The organism is Pseudovibrio sp. Ad13, from assembly GCF_001623225.1.
Taxonomy (GTDB): domain Bacteria; phylum Pseudomonadota; class Alphaproteobacteria; order Rhizobiales; family Stappiaceae; genus Pseudovibrio.
This window is the reverse complement of record NZ_LMCC01000018.1, coordinates 91470-107909: the sequence shown is the minus strand read 5'-3', so window position 1 is coordinate 107909 and position 16440 is coordinate 91470. Positions and strand designations below refer to the sequence as shown.

The following is a 16440-nucleotide window of genomic DNA, read 5'->3' as shown; positions in this document are numbered from 1 at the left end:
CCCCATCCCGAAACGCACGAAATAATGTGCGCTGGCAGCAGGCAACTGAGAAGTTAGTTGGCGCTGTCGCCTGTATGTGTACTTAATTAATAGCGAATATATCTGTAAAACATTACCCATATGTTTCGCGGGGAGATATTTTGAGGTCAAGCTTGACTGAGGCTTGAACTGAAATCATGCAATGGGCACTTATAGATAGCAGTGGGCAAATAAAACCCAAGGGAAACAAACTATTCAGATTGATAAATAATTTGTTAGGTATAAACCTGATTTGCGGTGACTAATTATTTTGCTGTCTTTTCCGGCGAAATTGTCAGGCAGATTGAACAGAGAGCAGGATGCCAATGAATTTTTGGGGCAGCTTTGACAAGATTGTGGGCGCACTGCAAACCGGTGGTGCCCAGTTGGTTGACCGGCTGCAGCAGCTTGTTCAGTCAGTTGGTGAAGCGCGCCGGAATGTTGCCTTTACGGTCGCTATGATTGCCTTGTCTGCGAAAATGGCAAAAGCCGATGGTGTTGTGACCCATGACGAAGTGATCGCATTTTACGATCTGTTTGAGATGCCAGCGGGTGAGGAGCGCAACGTTTCGCGGCTCTTCCAACTGGCTCAACAGGACGTGGCGGGCTTTGAGACCTATGCTTCCAAACTCTCTGTGTTGTTTGCTGAAGATGAGACGACGCGTACGGATGTGCTGGATGGCTTGTTTTATATAGCCAAGGCAGACGGCGTTATTCATGAAAGAGAAGTTGCCTACCTGAGCCGGATTGCTGAAATCTTTGGAATTGATGCTGTTGGCTTCTCGCAGATTAAAGCCCGTCATATAAGAGGTGACGGAGATCCATATCTGGTTCTTGGCATTGATATGGCGGCGAGTGATGAAGAGGTACGCTCCTGCTATCGCAAGCAAGTCCGGGAAACACATCCTGATCGGTTGATTGGTCGAGGTGTCCCTGAAGAGTTCGTCAAGATCGCCAGTGATAAGCTGGTTGCATTGAATAAAGCGTATGAGCAGATCTGCGCGGAACGAGGAATATGAGCGTTAAAACTGAATGCGCAGTGCCTGCGCGTCTTCGTCCATCTCCCAATCATAATGAGCGCCGCGCTCCAACTGTTGATATGCTGATCTTGCATTACACAGCGATGGAAAGTGCTGAGAAGGCTGTTTCCTGGCTGTGCGATCCGCGCTCTGAAGTTTCCTGCCACTATCTGGTTGATGAGCTGGGTATGGTTACGCAGATGGTACCGGAAAGTCGACGTGCCTGGCATGCCGGTGTTTCCAGTTGGAAGGGCGAGGATGACCTTAATTCTCGCAGTATCGGAATCGAGATTTCCAATCTGGGAGATCAGGAAGAGGGAACGCAGGGCTATCCTGATGTGCAGATCGAGGCCGTGATCGCTCTTGCCAGGGATATCTGCGAGCGCAACAGTATTTCACCAGAGCGGGTGCTCGGGCATTCTGATGTGGCTCCGTCCCGCAAACAGGATCCGGGACGCCATTTCCCATGGGCGCGATTGGCTGAGGCTGGTGTCGGGCATTATATTGAGCCAGTGGAGCTTGAGGCTTCGAGCTTCTTTCAGGAGGGGGACGAAGGACAGCCGATTGAAGCTCTACAGTCGCTTCTGGGGCTCTATGGGTATGATGTGTTGGTCAGTGGCGTGTTTGATGAGAAGACCAAATATGCTGTTGAGGCGTTTCAGCGCCACTTCCGTCCTGCAAAAGTTGATGGAATTGCTGATGCGCAGACCATTGCGACACTGCATAGCCTGCTGAAAAAGCTAAAATCCTTCTGATTGTGATAGATGTCATTGAAATATCAGTAAAATAGGGTCTACTACGTAATAGGAATACGATTTGATTACGTAGGGGAACGTCTCTGTTTTGCTGAAAAGTTTCCTTAAGTAAGGCTGATGTGCCCTGCATCAGCCCTTTTTGTGCCATAAACTAAGGTTTATGCCAGTTTTTAAACATTAAAATTGTAACTTTTCGTGATCAGACCTGTCTGATTTTCGTCTCATCTTCTGAAGATAAACACTCCTGCTCAAAACATGATTGCCAGGAAATGAAGATGAACCTTACAAAAATAAAAAATAACGTAGTAATCCCCGTTCTTGCTGCAAGTGTTATGCTCGGCGGTGTTGTGAATACCAATGTCTTCTCTGATGAAGCTGCAGCGGCTACTAAAAAGGGTAGCTACGTCAAGCTGATCGAACAGAAAGCCAAGAAGCACGGCGTTCCGCACCACATTGCGAAGGCTGTTGTTGAAGTGGAAAGTAACTTCAACGCAAGAGCGCGTGGCCGTGCCGGTGAAGTTGGTCTCATGCAGATTAAGCCATCGACCGCACGTGGTATGGGTTATCGTGGTTCGACCAAAGCTCTTTATAAACCAGAGAACAACATCGAATGGGGCATGCGATATCTGGCTGGTGCTTATAAGCGCGCTGGCGGAGATCTGTGCGGAACCATTTTGCGATACAACGCTGGCCACTATGCCAAGCGTATGAACCGGATTAGTGCCAAGTACTGCAAGCGCGTTAAGGATATTATGGCACGCAGCTAAATGCATCTTGCATATTCGGGCGGGGGACTGTAAGTTTCCATTCAAAGTTTCTTAGAATTTTACGAATGTCTGACCGACGGTCAGTCTGTCTGCAAGGACATATCGGGGTGGTTGACCGGGCAAAGTCAACCACCCTAACTCTTAAAATTTTAGGCGAATTCCCCGAAAATTAGGCGAACTTTCGAGCTGCATTTGTTGGCGAAGCGGGCACCTTCACGCCATCCAGTAGTTTCCCATCATCAATCGGTTGACCGAGTGACGTTGTGACCGGAACAACGCCAGCCCAATAGGGTAGCGTGTAATCCTCCGCATCGTCGACCGGAGCGCCCTGACGGATTTTTGCTGACGCATGTTCGATCTCGATTGCGATGACCCCAGTTGAGATCTGTTCCTTCTCCGTCATCGGGCGGACCTCATCCCATCTGCCAGGCAGAAGGTGTTCGGTGATTGCCTTGAGGGAGTCCCATGCTTCCTGATGGTCGGTGACAAGGCGGGCTGTGCCGTGAATGACGGCGGTTCGGTAGTTGACGGAATGGTGGAAAGCTGACCGCGCAGCAACAATGCCGTCAATGAGTGTGAATGTGAGACAGACTTGGGAGTCTTTGCTCATTTTCTTCACGATCCGCGCTGCTTTCGCGCCGTGAATGTAGATAGTGCGGTCCATAACTGCAAAAGCCATGGGAATGACCATTGGGCGATCTTCGTCCATGAAGCCGACATGGACGACGAGGGAGCTCTCCAGAATTGGGAGGATTGTGTTCCAATCATAATCCGCGCGCAGACTTGTTCTGACACGAGCAAATTTAGGTGGCTTGGTTTCACGAGTGTTGGTGCTTGGCGCTGCTTCAAGTGTCATTTCTGCTGTCATTGTCTTAACCGTTTCTGGTCCCCGGTTTTGAGCGAAGTCGGCAATATGGGACCAGTTGGCCCGGCAAGTGGTTTGAGTTTGTGCTCTGACTGCTTGCCGGGTTTTCTGTTTCATTTGTGCACGTTACCCCCGCTGCGGGGCGAAGAAGTATTGTGCTGATCAGTATTCTCTGCAAAACTGGTTCCTCATATAGATCCGCTTAATCTAATTGTGGGGTGCCAGTTGTTTGAGTATGTTGTGATGATCAATCGTGAGGTCAGCACTCCGCTGTCGAGCCAGATTTATCAGCAGTACCGGGATGCAATTCTGAAGCGGCGTGTTCCTGAAGGAGAGCGGTTGCCCAGCTCACGTCAGTTGGCGACCAGCCTTTCCGTTTCTCGCAACACAGTGAACACGGCCTATGATTTGCTGCGCTCCGAAGGGCTGGTGGACGTGCGGTCCGGTGCACGGCCTGAAGTGGTGGCCTTGCCTGAGGTTGAAGGGGCTGTTGTTGCAGGTCCTGTTCGTGAAACGACACCTCCGCTTTCATCGCGTGGCAAGCGATTTTCTTGTAATCACCGTTACACGAGCCCGTCGGGAAGGGGTGTTTCCATGCAGCCGGGTGAACCTTCACGGGAGTTGTTTCCCAAAGAACTGTGGGCTCGGAGTTTGCGGCGCGCAGCGCGGCTCCTCCATGGCAATGCGCTGGGATACGAGCATACTTCTGGTTTGCCTGAGTTGCAGCGGGTACTGGCACAGTATCTGGCACAGGAGCGCGGCGTGGTCTGCTCTCCTGAGCAGGTTCTCGCCTTTCCGACCACACAATCAGCGCTCTCGCTCATGTCCCAGTGTTTTTCTGAGGAAGGGGACGTGGCACTGCTTGAGGAGCCGGGATATCTGGGCGCGCGATCAGCCTTTTTTGCTGCTGGGTTGAAGGTGCAGGCTTTAACTGAGATTGATCAGGTTTCACGTGCCTCTTTGATCTATGTGACGCCTTCGCACCAATATCCAACTGGCCGGCGCATGGAGATGAGTGAGCGGCTTATGTTGCTTAAACAGGCTCATGACAAAGGTGCGGTGATTTTAGAAGATGATTACGACAGTGAGTTCTTGTTTGAAGGGCGGCCGATTGCAGCGCTTCAGGGGCTGAGTGATCGTCACTCTGTGATCTATATCGGTACCTCTGCAAAGTCGCTCATGCCGGGTATTCGGCTTGCTTATGCGGTTGTTCCTAAAGAGCATGTGGTGGGATTGGAATTGGCGCAGCGGGCATCGGGTGCACTGGCTAATGTGCATGTACAGATGGCCTTTGCTGATTTCATCGAGAGCGGGCACTTTCGGGCGCATCTGAACAAGATCCGCAGTGCTTACCATGAAAACGGTGTTGCGCTGTGCCAGTTGATCGGGGAGCGTTTTGGCAATCAGGTTGGTGTTTCCATGCCAACCGGAGGCCTACAGACTTGTCTCTATCTACCGGAGACCTGCGATGATGTGGCTGTTGCGGATTTGATGAACCAGAGAGGTTTTGGGGTTAATCCGCTTTCCGTATTTTATCTTGGTGCACCGCAGAAGGGGCTTGTTGTTGGGTTTGCTGAGGCGAATGAGAAGTTGCGGAGTGGCTTTGTTCAAGCTCTTGAGCAAGCAATGGAACTGAGCGGAGATCGTGTGCAAGCGTAATTCTTTACTTGACCTTTTTCCTTAGGCTCCGTAGTTCAGGTGCACCAGTCGGCCGGACGGTTGCTGCTGCAAGTGCCGAAAGGCCGCAGTGGAGGAAAGTCCGGGCTCCATGGAGACACGGTGCCGGATAACGTCCGGCGAGGGTGACCTTAGGGAAAGTGCCGCAGAAAGCAAACCGCCAGTGCATGCATTGGTAAGGGTGAAAGGGTGGGGTAAGAGCCCACCGCGTTTTTGGCAACAAAAACGGCATGGTAAACCCCACCGGGAGCAAGACCGAATAGGGGCGGCGCGGAAGTTTACTTCCAGTCATGTTTCCAGACCTGACCGCCCGGGTGGGTCGCTAGAGGTGTTCAGTAATGGGCATCCCAGATGAATTGCCGTCGCGTACAAGGGTAACACCTTGTGCCTTACAAAACCCGGCTTACAGGCCGACTGGTATTTTTCTTTATACATCGCTTGTCAGCAGCTTGTAGCCTGCAAAGGTGAAGAAGCTGCCGAGCAGTCCTTCGATCCATCTCCGAGCCTTTCGGTGTGCTGCGCTTTTGAAGGCGCGGCAAATTTGGAGCGGATTGTAGGCCGTTAGCGGTGCTGTCGTATGATCAGCCAGATTGTCTCGTTGCTGTGATGACCAGTTCGCGAATGTTTACGGTTTGGGGCTGGTTGTAGGCAAATAGGGTGGCGTCGGCCACGTTTTGTGGGGCAAGTGCACCACCGATTTGCCGCTTCTGTTCTTCGTAGTCTTCGCGGATTTTTGCATCGCGTGTGCTGGAAGGGAGGGGTGTTTCAACCAGACCTGGTACGATTGTGATGACACGGACGTTTTGGCCTGCCACTTCTTGTCGTAATGCTTCGCTGAGGCCGTGGATTGCGACCTTCGTGGCGCCATAAGCCGCACGCATTGGGAAGGGCTTCTTCGCAGTCATGGACCCTATGTTGATGATGGTGCCAGAGCCGCGTTGGTACATTGCTGGCAGCACTGCGTGGATGCCGTTGAAGACACCGCGCAGGTTCACGTCGATCATTGTCTCCCAATCTTCTGGATTTTGATCTTTTAGCTCGCTCAGGAACATGCAGCCTGCGTTGTTGATGATGGCATCTGCCGAACCTAAAGCTTGCTCGGCATGGCGGATGGCCTTGATCATGTGCTCGCGGTTCGTGACGTCGACTTTGCTGCAGATCGTATTGGGAAGGTCCATCGCCATCATGGGTTCCGTGCGTCTTGCCAAGAGCAACAGAGGGTGCCCGTCTTTGCTGAAGGTTTTTGCAAGGGCTGCGCCGATGCCTGAGCTGGCACCTGTGATCACAACAAGAGGCTTCGTCATGGGTCTGCTTATGTTCCGATCATTGTGAGCGGGATGATCTTTCAATTCATTAGCCAAAATAGTTTTCTGAAGCTTGTTGGGAGCGCGTAAAGTTTGCTTCTATTCGTTGGTGTGCCACACTCGGCGCGTTGGGGCTTATTGGTTTGTTGGAGATGCTGGAATGCTGTTGGGGGAGTTGAGTTCCACTTTGATACCGGAAATGGTGACGATCCCTGCCGGTGTCCTTCTTCAGAAAGATGATCGTAAAAGGGAGCGATGGACAGCTCAGGTTCAGTCGTTTGATACTTCGAAATATCTGGTTACACAGGCGCTGTATGCGTCTGTTCTGGATGAGCGGCCCTCTCAGTTTACTGGTGATGATTTGCCCGTTGACTCTGTCAGCTGGTTTGATGCGGTCAGGTTTTGTAATGGCCTTTCTGAGCGGTATGGCCTGAAGCCTTACTACCTTGAGCATGGGGACGGGCTGGTTGATCGGTGCGCCATAAGCGATGGGTATCGTCTGCTGACAGATGCTGAGTGGGAGTATGCGTGTCGTGCTGGTTCTCAAGGACCGCGCTATGGTGCGCTTGAAGATATCGGGTGGTTTGCCGAAAACTCAGCTGGAACTCCGCAGGCAGTAGGGTGCAAAGAGCCGAATGAGTTTGGGCTCTACGATATGCTGGGCAATGTTTGGGAGTGGTGTTGGGATCTTTATGATCCAGCTGTTTATGGAGAGTACCGCGTGTTCAAAGGTGGTGGTTGGGCAGATGATGAACGGGGTTGCCTTGTCACCAACAGACGGCGCAGTCACCCAACCTTTCGTGTTGAGGACCTGGGTTTTCGTGTTGCGCGGTCAATAAAGTAGGTTGCTTGCTAGCAAGGAAGCCTCTGTCCAAGAAAAACACCGGTATTGTCTTGCAAGCTTGACTGATCCAACGCAATCAATTACCCAAGATCTGATCTATGTATACAGTGGAATACAAAATGGATTTCTGGGTTTGGGTTTCTTTTGTGCTGATTTCTGCGGCGAATATTGTGACGCCGGGGCCAGCGATCCTTAATACCGTGCGACGGGCTGCGCAGCTGGGGATGGGGCGGGTTCTTCCGACTATTCTCGGCAATACACTTGGACTTGCGATTGCGGGTGCATTTTGCGCGGGTGGTGTGGTGAGTTTTGTTCTCACCTCTGAGATTTTGTGGAGCGTATTCCGATGGATGGGTGTTGGGTATCTGGTCTGGCTTGGGCTTAAGTTTGTCTTCAAGCGTGAGGAGATTGATTTATCAGGCGATGTCAGCGTTTCTGTATCTGGATTGACACTGTTCTGGGAAGCGTTTTTGCTGGCGGTGACCAACCCAAAAGCGATCCTGTTTTTTGTTGCTCTGTTCCCGCAAGTTATGAGCTCTGAGTTGGGCCTGCTGCCACAGGCCAGTATTCTTGTTGCAACGTTTTGCGGGATCTCTGTCCTATCTTTAAGCGGGTATTCTGCGTTGGCCTCGTTGTTGCGGGCGCGCTTTATCACTCAGGCGCGGTATCGCCGGTTCCGTGTGTTGTCGGGCTTTGTTCTTTTTGGGTTTGCAGGGAAAATTGCGAGTGAGGTGCGGTAAAAGCGGTTTGCTTTTGCTCCTATGGCAGTGTTCCAACTTGAAAGTTGATGGGGCTTCGCGCAGATAGAAGGTAACTGCAAGGAGATCTTCTATGAGAACAGAATTTGATCAGGAACTGGAAGAGCGCCTCGTTCGCTATGCCGCTATTGATAGCCAGAGCGATGAGACGTGCCCGGAGTCCCCAAGCTCTCAGATCCAGCTTGATGTACAAAAGGTGCTGCGTGCTGAGCTGATGGAGATTGGTGCCAGTGACGTTGAGCTGACTGAATACGGCGTTGTTCTTGCCACTATTCCTGCAACTGTCGAGACTGATGCGCCCGTGATTGGCCTGCTGGCGCACGTGGACACCGCCCCAGCCTACCATGCTGAGGGTGTGAAGCCACGCGTTCATCGTGCTTATGATGGTTCTGCAATTTCCTTCCCGGATGCCTCTGAGTTGTCCCTGTCTCCTGAAAACTCGCGTTATCTTGGTGAGAAAATCGGTGATGACATTATCACCGCCAGTGGAAGCACGTTGCTGGGTGCGGATGACAAGGCCGGTGTTGCGATCATCATGTGCCTTGCGCGTCATTTGCTGGCGAACCCTCAGATCCCTCATGGCAAGCTGCGCATTGCGTTTACGCCGGATGAAGAAATCGGGCGCGGTGTGCATGACAAGTTGCCAGGTGCTCTGGGTGCGGATTTTGCTTACACGCTGGATGGCGGCAAAGTGGGCGAGCTGAACTATGAGAACTTCTGTGCTGATGGTGCGACGGTAAAGATCACTGGTGTTTCTGTGCATCCTGGTTATGCGAAGGATAAGCTGGTCAATGCGTTGCATCTGGCAGGCAAGATCATCACCATGCTACCGCATGCGACGATGACACCTGAGACCACTGATGGTCGTGATGGCTTTATCTTTATTGCCGACATGGTGGGGAATGCAGCTGAAGCAGAGCTGCATTTTGTGCTGCGTGATTTTGAGCTGGAAGGTCTGGAAGCGAAAGCTGATCTGCTGGAGCAGGTATGTGCTGCAGTTCAGGCTACTGAGCCGCGTGCTTCCATCTCTTGTGAGGTCAAAGAACAGTATCGCAACATGCACCATTGGCTGCGTGATGATATGACCCCAGTTGAGCTTGCTAAGGCAGCTTATGAGGACATGGGCTTGAGTGTATCTGCCAAGCCGATCCGTGGCGGAACCGATGGGTCTGTGCTGACGGAGAAGGGGACATCCTGTCCGAACATCTTCACCGGCATGCAGGAAATCCATGGGCCGCTGGAATGGATCAGCGTGCAGGACATGGCATGTGCGACGCAGGTGTGCCTTAAGCTTGTTGAGCGCGCTGCGAAGTAAGAGGCTCCTAAAAACCGCTTCATGAGAATATGAAACTGCCGGCTACTTGGTCGGCGGTTTTTTCTTTGCTGGTTTCCTTCTGTCTGATGCCTTGAGCATGCGTTGAAAGGAGGGGCATTCCATATGGCTTGGAGCAGGGCAGTCGGCCACGTGGTGCAGGACATCGCGCAGAGCTGTGAGTTCCTTGATTTGCTCATCAATCAGATCGGCACGTTCACGGATCTGCTCTCGCGGGATCTGGAGCTGTCCTTTTTCAGAAAACATGCCTGCAATCTCTGTCAGTGAAAATCCACCTGCCTTGGCGAGTGTGATCAGAGAGAGTTTCGTCAAGATTTGCGGCTCGTACTGACGTCGGAGACCGTGCCGCGTTATGGACTGAATGAGCCCGACTTCCTCATAATATCGCAGTGTGGAGGGCTTTACGCCTGAGCGTTCGGTGATCTCTCCAATATCCAGCAGTTTCATACTTGACCTCAAGTTGACTTGAAGTCGTATCCTGATCTCAACAGGGTAATTTTGCAAGAGGATAAGCAAATGAAACAAGTGCACGTGGAGCCCGAACAACAGGTCTGGAAAGACCCCAGAGCGATTGCTCTTTTAATGGCGGCTACTTTAACGGTCATGGCGAACGCAACGATCAGTCCTGCTCTTGCTGGATTGGAGGAGATGTTCCGGGATGATCCAAATGTTCTTTGGTTGTCCCGGCTTCTGGTCTCAACGCCTTCGCTGACTGTTGTTATCTGTGCCCCGCTGGCTGGAGTGATCGCAGATCGCTATGGTCGGCGGGCACTGTTGCTTACAGGTGTCCTGCTGTTTGCTGTGATGGGAAGTGCTGGCATGATCCTGCCGGACCTGACGAGTATATTGATGAGCCGATTGGGTCTTGGCATTGCAGTTGCCATGGTGATGACGGCGCAAACAGCTTTGATCGGTGACTACTTTGTCGGTAACCAGCGCAGCTCTCTGATGGGGCTACAGACGTCGGCTCGTAACTTTGGCGGTTTTCTCTTTATCTCAATGGCTGGCTTGCTGGCTGTTACTTCTCCGCGTTTGCCGTTTGCGATTTATGGGCTTGCGTTGCTCATGGTGCCGTTCTTGTGGCGTTATATCAGCGAACCGGTGAAGCACTCTGCTGCTGCAAAGAAGGCTGCAAGTGCAGAAGACGACGGATCTCCGGCTTGGGTCTGGCTGCTGGCGGCATTGGCTTTACTGCAAATGCTGACTAATATGATCTTCTTCCTCATGCCGACACAGCTGCCGTTCTTTCTGGATGCTCATGGTTATGACAGTGCGACTATGACAGGTGCTGCGCTGGGTGCATTGATGTTGACTGGTGGCACGGCAGCTCTGCTTTACGGGCGGATTAAAGCGCGTGTTGGTTACAGTGGGGCATTTACGCTGGCCTACGGATTTATGGCGATAGGGCTGATGTTGCTGACCCTTCAGCAAACCTGGAGCGTGTTCCTGGGGACCGCTGCGATGGGTGCCGGGTACGCGCTTGCGATGCCGAACTTTCCAGCGATTGCGCTTCAGGTGGCTCCGAGCTCACGGCGTGGTATGGCAGGTGGGGTTCTGACTTCCTCTGTTTTCCTTGGCCAGTTCCTCTCTGTTTTTGTCAGCATTCCTTTGATTGCTGCGGTTGGATTTGCCGGGACGTTTCGGATTGTGGCTACTGCGCTGACCTGCATGGCGCTTATCGGCTTACTCGTCTTTATCTGGCGCTCGGTTCGTAAGGCGGCAACGGCGTTTGTGCGGATGGAAAACTGAGTGTAACGGGCTTACGAGAGCGTCAGTTTTTAGACGTGTTATGCGCATTTTTTGTTGATGCTCTCGATCGCTCTGGAATAGTACGTAGACCGTGCAAAACGAAACTGTCATGGTGCTCTGATTGCCGCAAAATATATGCGGCGGGATGAGCGCTTAAAGCAGTGAGAGCGAGCCGGAATAAGGTAAGCAGCTTTAGGCGATGTAATGCCTTTGACATGCAAGACATGTAAGAGCAAAGGCATAACTGAAAGCAGTGCCTTTTGAGGCCTTATCTTGGAATAGCCGCATGAGTGATTTGCCGGTTTTAGGCGCAGCAATGTGCGTCAAACATCTTCCCCAACATCGTGAATGGTTGCTGGAGCTGCCTCGGGATCTTGAGCTGCAGGATTTCTATAATTGGAACTTGCTGGACAATGGGTGTGATGACCTGGTCGCAGACGCAAAGAAGCTTCTGGATGGACATGAGGGGCGCCTCGGTCTGCATGGTCCATTCTGGAACCTGGACCTTTCTGCGGCTGATCCGTTGTTTCAGCAGGCTGTTCGTAAGCGTCTGGATCAAGGTATTGAGTTGTGCGATAAAATGGGTGCAGACCAGATGGTGCTGCACAGTCCTTACACGATCTGGGATCACAACAACCTCGATCTTTATGACAATGGTCGTCAGATGAAGCTGGAAATGATCCATGCGAACCTGAAGGATGTTGTTGCCAAGGCGGAGGACATGGGCTGTGTCATCGTGTTGGAGAACATCGAAGATCTGGACCCGTCCTACCGGTTGGAGATCCTGAAGAGTTTTGAGAGTGAAGCTCTGGCGCTTTCGATTGATACTGGGCACGCTCACTACATGCACTCCTGTTATGGCGCACCGCCGGTTGATTACTTCATCAAGTCAGCTGGTGATGCTTTGCAGCATGTGCACATTCAGGACATTGATGGCCATGCTGACCGCCACTGGAATCCGGGTGAGGGTTCTATTCCGTGGGAGCCACTGTTTGCAGAACTGGCAAAACTGAAGAGCAACCCACGCCTGATCCTTGAGATCATGGATGAGACCACTTTGCGCAAGGGCGCAGATTATCTGGTTAGGCTTGGTCTCGCCAGATAACGGCTCTGTTTGCTTCTTCTTATGAGATTTGAGGTCGGCAGGGCTGCCGGCCTCCTTTGTTTGAGCGATCAAAATAACCAACAAAACCAATTGTGATCGTGGTGCGTGACGTGTCTTTCTGGCAGAAGTTATCGACTCAGGACAGTCGTGGGTAGGTATGGGAAACTGCCCCACCGTCCTCAGAATGGGTATGGAATTTCATGGTCCAGCATGGGAAAAACGGGGCTTAGCCAAGGCTAATAGGTTAAAATCACTAGAGCCAATCGGCGAAATTCTTTCTTCGACCTCTGTAAAAACTGTGAGTACTTCTGGTTGTAATCGTATTTTGGATGCGTGTAACTCACAGAAATCCCTGCGTAAACTCCTATCAATACTTCGTTTACCATAATTGGTGATAACTAGCAGATGTTAAGGGGCATTCTTTTCGGTTTGGGCTGGTGGGTTCATTGACGTCCCATGCTATCCCATGGTATCCCATAGGCTCCCGGGATATTCCGGTTTGTACTTCAGTAATCTTGTTGTTTTTGCCTGATTTGAGCGCTGGCTCTCCAAGGAGTGGAGAGTTGTTTGATGTGCCGCTGACAGATCAAGAAGATCTGGCTCATTAAAGAGGGGACCAATGGCTGGTTTTGTTTCGCACTTCACCAATCGGGTGGATGCAAAGGGTCGTGTATCGATCCCTGCACCCTTTCGTGCGGCGTTGGCGAAAGACGGCTTTGAGGGACTCTACTGTTTCCCATCTCCTTTTCAGGAGGCGGTTGATGCGGGCGGTAACGGACTTACAGCGGAAATCCAGAAACGACTTGATGCGTTTTCAACGCTCTCAATGGAGTACGACGCTCTGTCCACGGCGCTTTACGGCGCAAGTGAAACCCTGAAAATTGATCGGGATGGCCGGATTGTTCTTTCTGAGATGATCCGCAACCACACCGGCATTGATGGCGAAGTCACGTTTGTTGGGCAGGGGTTTAAGTTTCAGATTTGGGAACCGACAAGGTTCTCCAAGCACCGCGACGAGGCTATGAAGCGGGCGCTTGCAGTATTGTCTTCCGGCGGTGCGCCGGGGACAGCAGCCGGAGGGGCACTATGATGACGGGCGGCGACGGAGACAAATCCGGTATCGCTGGCGGACCAGCGCGTCACATTCCAGTCCTTCTGGAACGGGTGCGGGAGGCAATGGCCCCCGCGCCGGGTGATGTGATTATTGACGGCACGTTCGGTGCCGGTGGTTACTCAAGGGCTTTTCTTGAGGCTGGAGCCAGTGTGATTGGCGTTGATCGGGATCCAGATGCGATCCGTGATGGTCGCGTTCTGGAACAAGAGTCCGATGGACGCTTGCAGCTGGTGCACGGTCAGTTTGTTGATCTTGAAGACCATGCACGCACGCTTGGCTATGATGCTGTTGACGGCGTGGTGATGGATCTTGGCGTGTCTTCCATGCAGTTGGATCAGGCGGAGCGCGGTTTCTCGTTCCGGTTCGATGGACCGCTGGATATGCGCATGGAGCAGGATGGTCCAAGTGCGGCGGATGTGGTGAATACCATGGAGCGTCAGCACTTGACGCGCATCATTGGGATGCTTGGCGAAGAAAAGCGTGCTTCCAGTGTTTCCCATGCCATTTGTCAGGCGCGTGAAGAGAAGCCTTTTGAGACGACGCTTGAGCTTGCTCGCGTTATCGAGAAGGTGGTGAAGCGTAATCCGAAAAAGGCCAGCATTCATCCGGCAACGCGGACCTTTCAGGCGCTGCGAATCTATGTGAATGGCGAGTTGCATCAAGCGGCTGGGGCTCTTGCTGCTGCTGAGCGGATTTTGCGTCCGGGTGGGCGTCTGGTTGTTGTGACGTTCCATAGTCTGGAAGATCGTATTGTAAAGCGGTTCCTTGCGGATCGCTGCAAGACCCGCGGTGGCGGATCCCGCCATATGCCGGAGATGGATATTCCTCCTCCGACTTTTGAATTTATCGTGAAGGGCAATCAGGATGCAAGCGTTGAGGAGATTACTGATAATCCTCGCGCACGTTCTGCTCGTTTGAGAGCTGGACGGCGGTTGGATACGCCTTCACGGGAGTTAGATATTCATGCGGCAGGCGTTCCGCGCCTTGCTTCATTCTACGGTCTAGGAGGCTAAGCTATGCTGCGCTTCGTAAATCTGTTCTTTATTGTTGCGGTGGTTATTGGTGCTGCGCTCGTTTACGACATCAAGATGTCTAACGAAAACCTTGCCGATCAGGTGCGTCAGCTTTCTGCTGAGATTGCCAAGGAAAAAGACGATATCCGTTACTACAAAGCCCAGTGGAGTGTGCTTAATCAGCCGGGGCGTTTGCAGGGTATCGTTGATCGTTACAACGATATTTTGAAGCTTGAGCCACTGCGTGCGGAACAGATCACGACACTGAAGGCGTTGCCGGTTAGACCTGTTCTGATGGAGCCAGTCTCTGCTGATGCGATGAGCGGTTACGCCAGTCGCGTTACATCCGTACAGTAAGGGAGGGGCTCGTGGCCAGGAAAGCTGACAGCTCCTTTTTGCGGCGGTCTAATGTGAACCAAAAGCATGGCACAAGTGCGATCCGGCTTCGTGGTCCGGGACGCTCGCGCATTTTCTTTGCGATGACTATTTTTGTGTTTGTGTACGGGGCTATTGCCGGTCGTCTGATCCTGCTTGGTTTGCAGGATGGGGACCCTGCTGAGCGGTTCCTTGCTGCGCAGAGTTCTGTTGCTCAGGCGCGCCCTGATATTGTTGACCGCAATGGTGAAATCCTCGCGACCGATATCAAGAGTGCTGCGCTTTATGCTGAGCCGCGCAAGATCCCTGATACAGATGAAGTCTTTGACGGGCTGATCTCAGTTCTGCCGGAGCTGGATACGCCATCCATCAAGAAGCGTCTTGAGAGCAATGCGCTGTTTACGTGGCTCAAGCGCGAGATCTCCGTTGAGCAGCGACAGGCCATTCATGCGCTGGGTCTGCCGGGTGTTGGCTTCCGTGAGAGCAATAAGCGGTTTTATCCGGGTGGTCAGACGGTCAGTCACATTCTTGGAACTGTGAATGTCGACAATCAAGGCCTCTCTGGCATGGAGAAGTATGTCGATCAGGCATGGCTGAAGGATCTGCAGGATCTTGGCTTTACGCAGGATCGGACCATGGAGCCTGTCAAGCTTTCGGTTGATCTGCGGGTTCAGCATGCGGTGCGTGATGAGCTACGCCGTTCCATGGAATACTACAAGGCCAAAGCGGCCATGGGTGTGGTGCTGAAAGCGGACACCGGTGAAGTGATCGCCATGACGTCGCTGCCGGACTTTGATCCAAACAATCGTCAGCAGGCGCTTGAAAAAGCACGCATGAACCGGGTGACTGGTGGTGTGTTCGAGATGGGCTCCATCTTTAAAGGCATTACCATTGCGATGGCGCTGGATAGCGGCAAGGTGAAGCTGGAAGACGGCTTTGACGCTACCAAGCCTATCCGTGTTGCAGGTCAGAAGATCGATGACTTCCATGGGAAGCGCCGTGTTCTGTCCGTGCCTGAAGTTTTCATTTACTCCTCCAATATCGGCACCATCAAAGTCATGCAGAAAGCTGGCATTGAGGAGCAAAAGGCATTCCTGAAGAAGGTTGGTCTGACCCAGAAAATGACGACCGAGATTCCTGGCGTTGCGCGGCCTTTGCTTCCACCGAAGTGGAATGACCTTGCTGCAATGACGATCTCTTTTGGTCATGGTTTGGGTGTAACGCCGCTGCAGATGGCTGTTGCGGGTGCAACTCTGGTCAATGGCGGCAAGTATCTTGAACCAACGTTCCTACCTCGCAGTGAGGAAGACGCTGACAAGCTTGCTCAACAGGTTCTGAAACCAGAAACCAGCGAGATCCTTCGGTATCTCAACCGTGAAAATGTCCTGCGTGGATCCGGGCGGCGTGCCGCTGTGCCGGGTTATGATGTTGGCGGTAAGACTGGAACAGCGCAGAAGGTTGTGAATGGCCGTTATGCTGAAGGTGTTTATCTGAACTCCTTTATGTCGGCGTTCCCGATGTCCAATCCTGAGTATCTCGTTTTGATTGTTTTGGATGAGCCGCAAAAAGTGGAGGGGCAACGTTATTCCACCGCAGGGTGGAATGCTGTGCCAACCACTGCATCTGTTATCCGCAGAATTGCACCAATGCTCGGCGTAGTGCCTGATTTCGCAGATGACGCAGAAACAATTCCGGTTTCCTATCAGAACCGGAACTAAACAGGAGAATTGAATGAGGCAATACA

At 52.3% G+C, this 16440-nt stretch carries 16 protein-coding genes and 1 other RNA gene; 14 read left to right on the top strand and 3 right to left on the bottom strand.

The annotated features are described in order from the left end of the window. The first annotated feature begins 344 nt into the window (after window positions 1–344). The 3 genes from PsAD13_RS22075 (at window position 345) to PsAD13_RS22065 (ending at window position 2559) form a co-directional block, all read left to right on the top strand. Window positions 345–1037, top strand: coding sequence for a DnaJ family molecular chaperone (locus tag PsAD13_RS22075; RefSeq protein ID WP_063319488.1), 693 nt, complete (start codon window positions 345–347; stop codon window positions 1035–1037). After that, window positions 1034–1792 carry an N-acetylmuramoyl-L-alanine amidase gene (locus PsAD13_RS22070; RefSeq protein ID WP_063319487.1) on the top strand — a complete coding sequence of 253 codons (759 nt, stop codon included), beginning with the start codon at window positions 1034–1036 and terminating at the stop codon, window positions 1790–1792. The genes PsAD13_RS22075 and PsAD13_RS22070 overlap by 4 nt, the downstream gene beginning before the upstream one ends. Window positions 1793–2061: 269 nt before the next feature. Further along, window positions 2062–2559, top strand: coding sequence for a lytic transglycosylase domain-containing protein (locus PsAD13_RS22065; RefSeq protein WP_057465711.1), 498 nt, complete (start codon window positions 2062–2064; stop codon window positions 2557–2559). Between the two features lie 169 nt (window positions 2560–2728). On the opposite strand, the gene PsAD13_RS22060 is transcribed toward PsAD13_RS22065, so the two are convergent. Further along, complete coding sequence (locus PsAD13_RS22060) at window positions 2729–3541, bottom strand: pyridoxamine 5'-phosphate oxidase family protein (protein ID WP_206599784.1); 813 nt, start codon at window positions 3539–3541, stop codon at window positions 2729–2731. A gap of 108 nt (window positions 3542–3649) precedes the next feature. Between PsAD13_RS22060 and PsAD13_RS22055 the strand changes: the two genes are divergently transcribed. Both PsAD13_RS22055 and rnpB read left to right on the top strand, forming a co-directional pair. Further along, a complete protein-coding gene (locus tag PsAD13_RS22055) occupies window positions 3650–5083 on the top strand; it encodes a PLP-dependent aminotransferase family protein (protein ID WP_208986872.1) in 1434 nt (477 codons plus the stop codon). A 44-nt stretch (window positions 5084–5127) separates the two neighbouring features. Further along, window positions 5128–5523, top strand: an RNA gene (gene rnpB, locus PsAD13_RS22050) — RNase P RNA component class A. Between the two features lie 159 nt (window positions 5524–5682). Here rnpB and PsAD13_RS22045 read toward each other — a convergent pair. Next, on the bottom strand, window positions 5683–6405 hold the full coding sequence (locus tag PsAD13_RS22045; protein ID WP_063319486.1) for an SDR family oxidoreductase: 723 nt from the start codon (window positions 6403–6405) through the stop codon (window positions 5683–5685). Window positions 6406–6565: 160 nt separating this feature from the next. Between PsAD13_RS22045 and PsAD13_RS22040 the strand changes: the two genes are divergently transcribed. The 3 genes from PsAD13_RS22040 (at window position 6566) to pepT (ending at window position 9322) form a co-directional block, all read left to right on the top strand. Next, window positions 6566–7249 (top strand): SUMF1/EgtB/PvdO family nonheme iron enzyme, encoded by a 684-nt coding sequence (locus tag PsAD13_RS22040; protein WP_063319485.1) that lies wholly within the window; start codon window positions 6566–6568, stop codon window positions 7247–7249. Window positions 7250–7368: 119 nt separating this feature from the next. After that, window positions 7369–7989: a LysE family translocator gene (locus PsAD13_RS22035; RefSeq protein WP_208986871.1), complete on the top strand. Its 621-nt coding sequence runs from the start codon at window positions 7369–7371 to the stop codon at window positions 7987–7989. Window positions 7990–8080: 91 nt separating this feature from the next. After that, on the top strand, window positions 8081–9322 hold the full coding sequence (gene pepT / locus PsAD13_RS22030; RefSeq protein ID WP_063319483.1) for a peptidase T: 1242 nt from the start codon (window positions 8081–8083) through the stop codon (window positions 9320–9322). Between the two features lie 42 nt (window positions 9323–9364). Here pepT and PsAD13_RS22025 read toward each other — a convergent pair whose 3' ends face one another. After that, window positions 9365–9787: a helix-turn-helix domain-containing protein gene (locus PsAD13_RS22025; protein WP_057465717.1), complete on the bottom strand. Its 423-nt coding sequence runs from the start codon at window positions 9785–9787 to the stop codon at window positions 9365–9367. Between the two features lie 69 nt (window positions 9788–9856). On the opposite strand from PsAD13_RS22025, the gene PsAD13_RS22020 reads away from it, so the two are divergent. From PsAD13_RS22020 to PsAD13_RS21995, 6 genes are all read left to right on the top strand, one after another. Beyond that, window positions 9857–11089: an MFS transporter gene (locus PsAD13_RS22020; RefSeq protein ID WP_063319482.1), complete on the top strand. Its 1233-nt coding sequence runs from the start codon at window positions 9857–9859 to the stop codon at window positions 11087–11089. A 286-nt stretch (window positions 11090–11375) separates the two neighbouring features. Next, complete coding sequence (locus PsAD13_RS22015) at window positions 11376–12194, top strand: sugar phosphate isomerase/epimerase family protein (RefSeq protein ID WP_063319481.1); 819 nt, start codon at window positions 11376–11378, stop codon at window positions 12192–12194. A gap of 619 nt (window positions 12195–12813) precedes the next feature. Then, entirely contained in the window at window positions 12814–13284 is a 471-nt protein-coding gene (locus PsAD13_RS22010) for a cell division protein MraZ (protein WP_057465720.1), read from the top strand. Further along, entirely contained in the window at window positions 13284–14321 is a 1038-nt protein-coding gene (gene rsmH, locus PsAD13_RS22005) for a 16S rRNA (cytosine(1402)-N(4))-methyltransferase RsmH (RefSeq protein ID WP_193777090.1), read from the top strand. Before PsAD13_RS22010 ends, rsmH begins: the two co-directional genes overlap by 1 nt. 3 nt (window positions 14322–14324) lie before the next feature. Then, window positions 14325–14678: a hypothetical protein gene (locus PsAD13_RS22000; RefSeq protein ID WP_057465722.1), complete on the top strand. Its 354-nt coding sequence runs from the start codon at window positions 14325–14327 to the stop codon at window positions 14676–14678. Between the two features lie 11 nt (window positions 14679–14689). Beyond that, a complete protein-coding gene (locus PsAD13_RS21995) occupies window positions 14690–16414 on the top strand; it encodes a penicillin-binding protein 2 (protein WP_063319479.1) in 1725 nt (574 codons plus the stop codon). Window positions 16415–16440 lie beyond the last annotated feature (26 nt).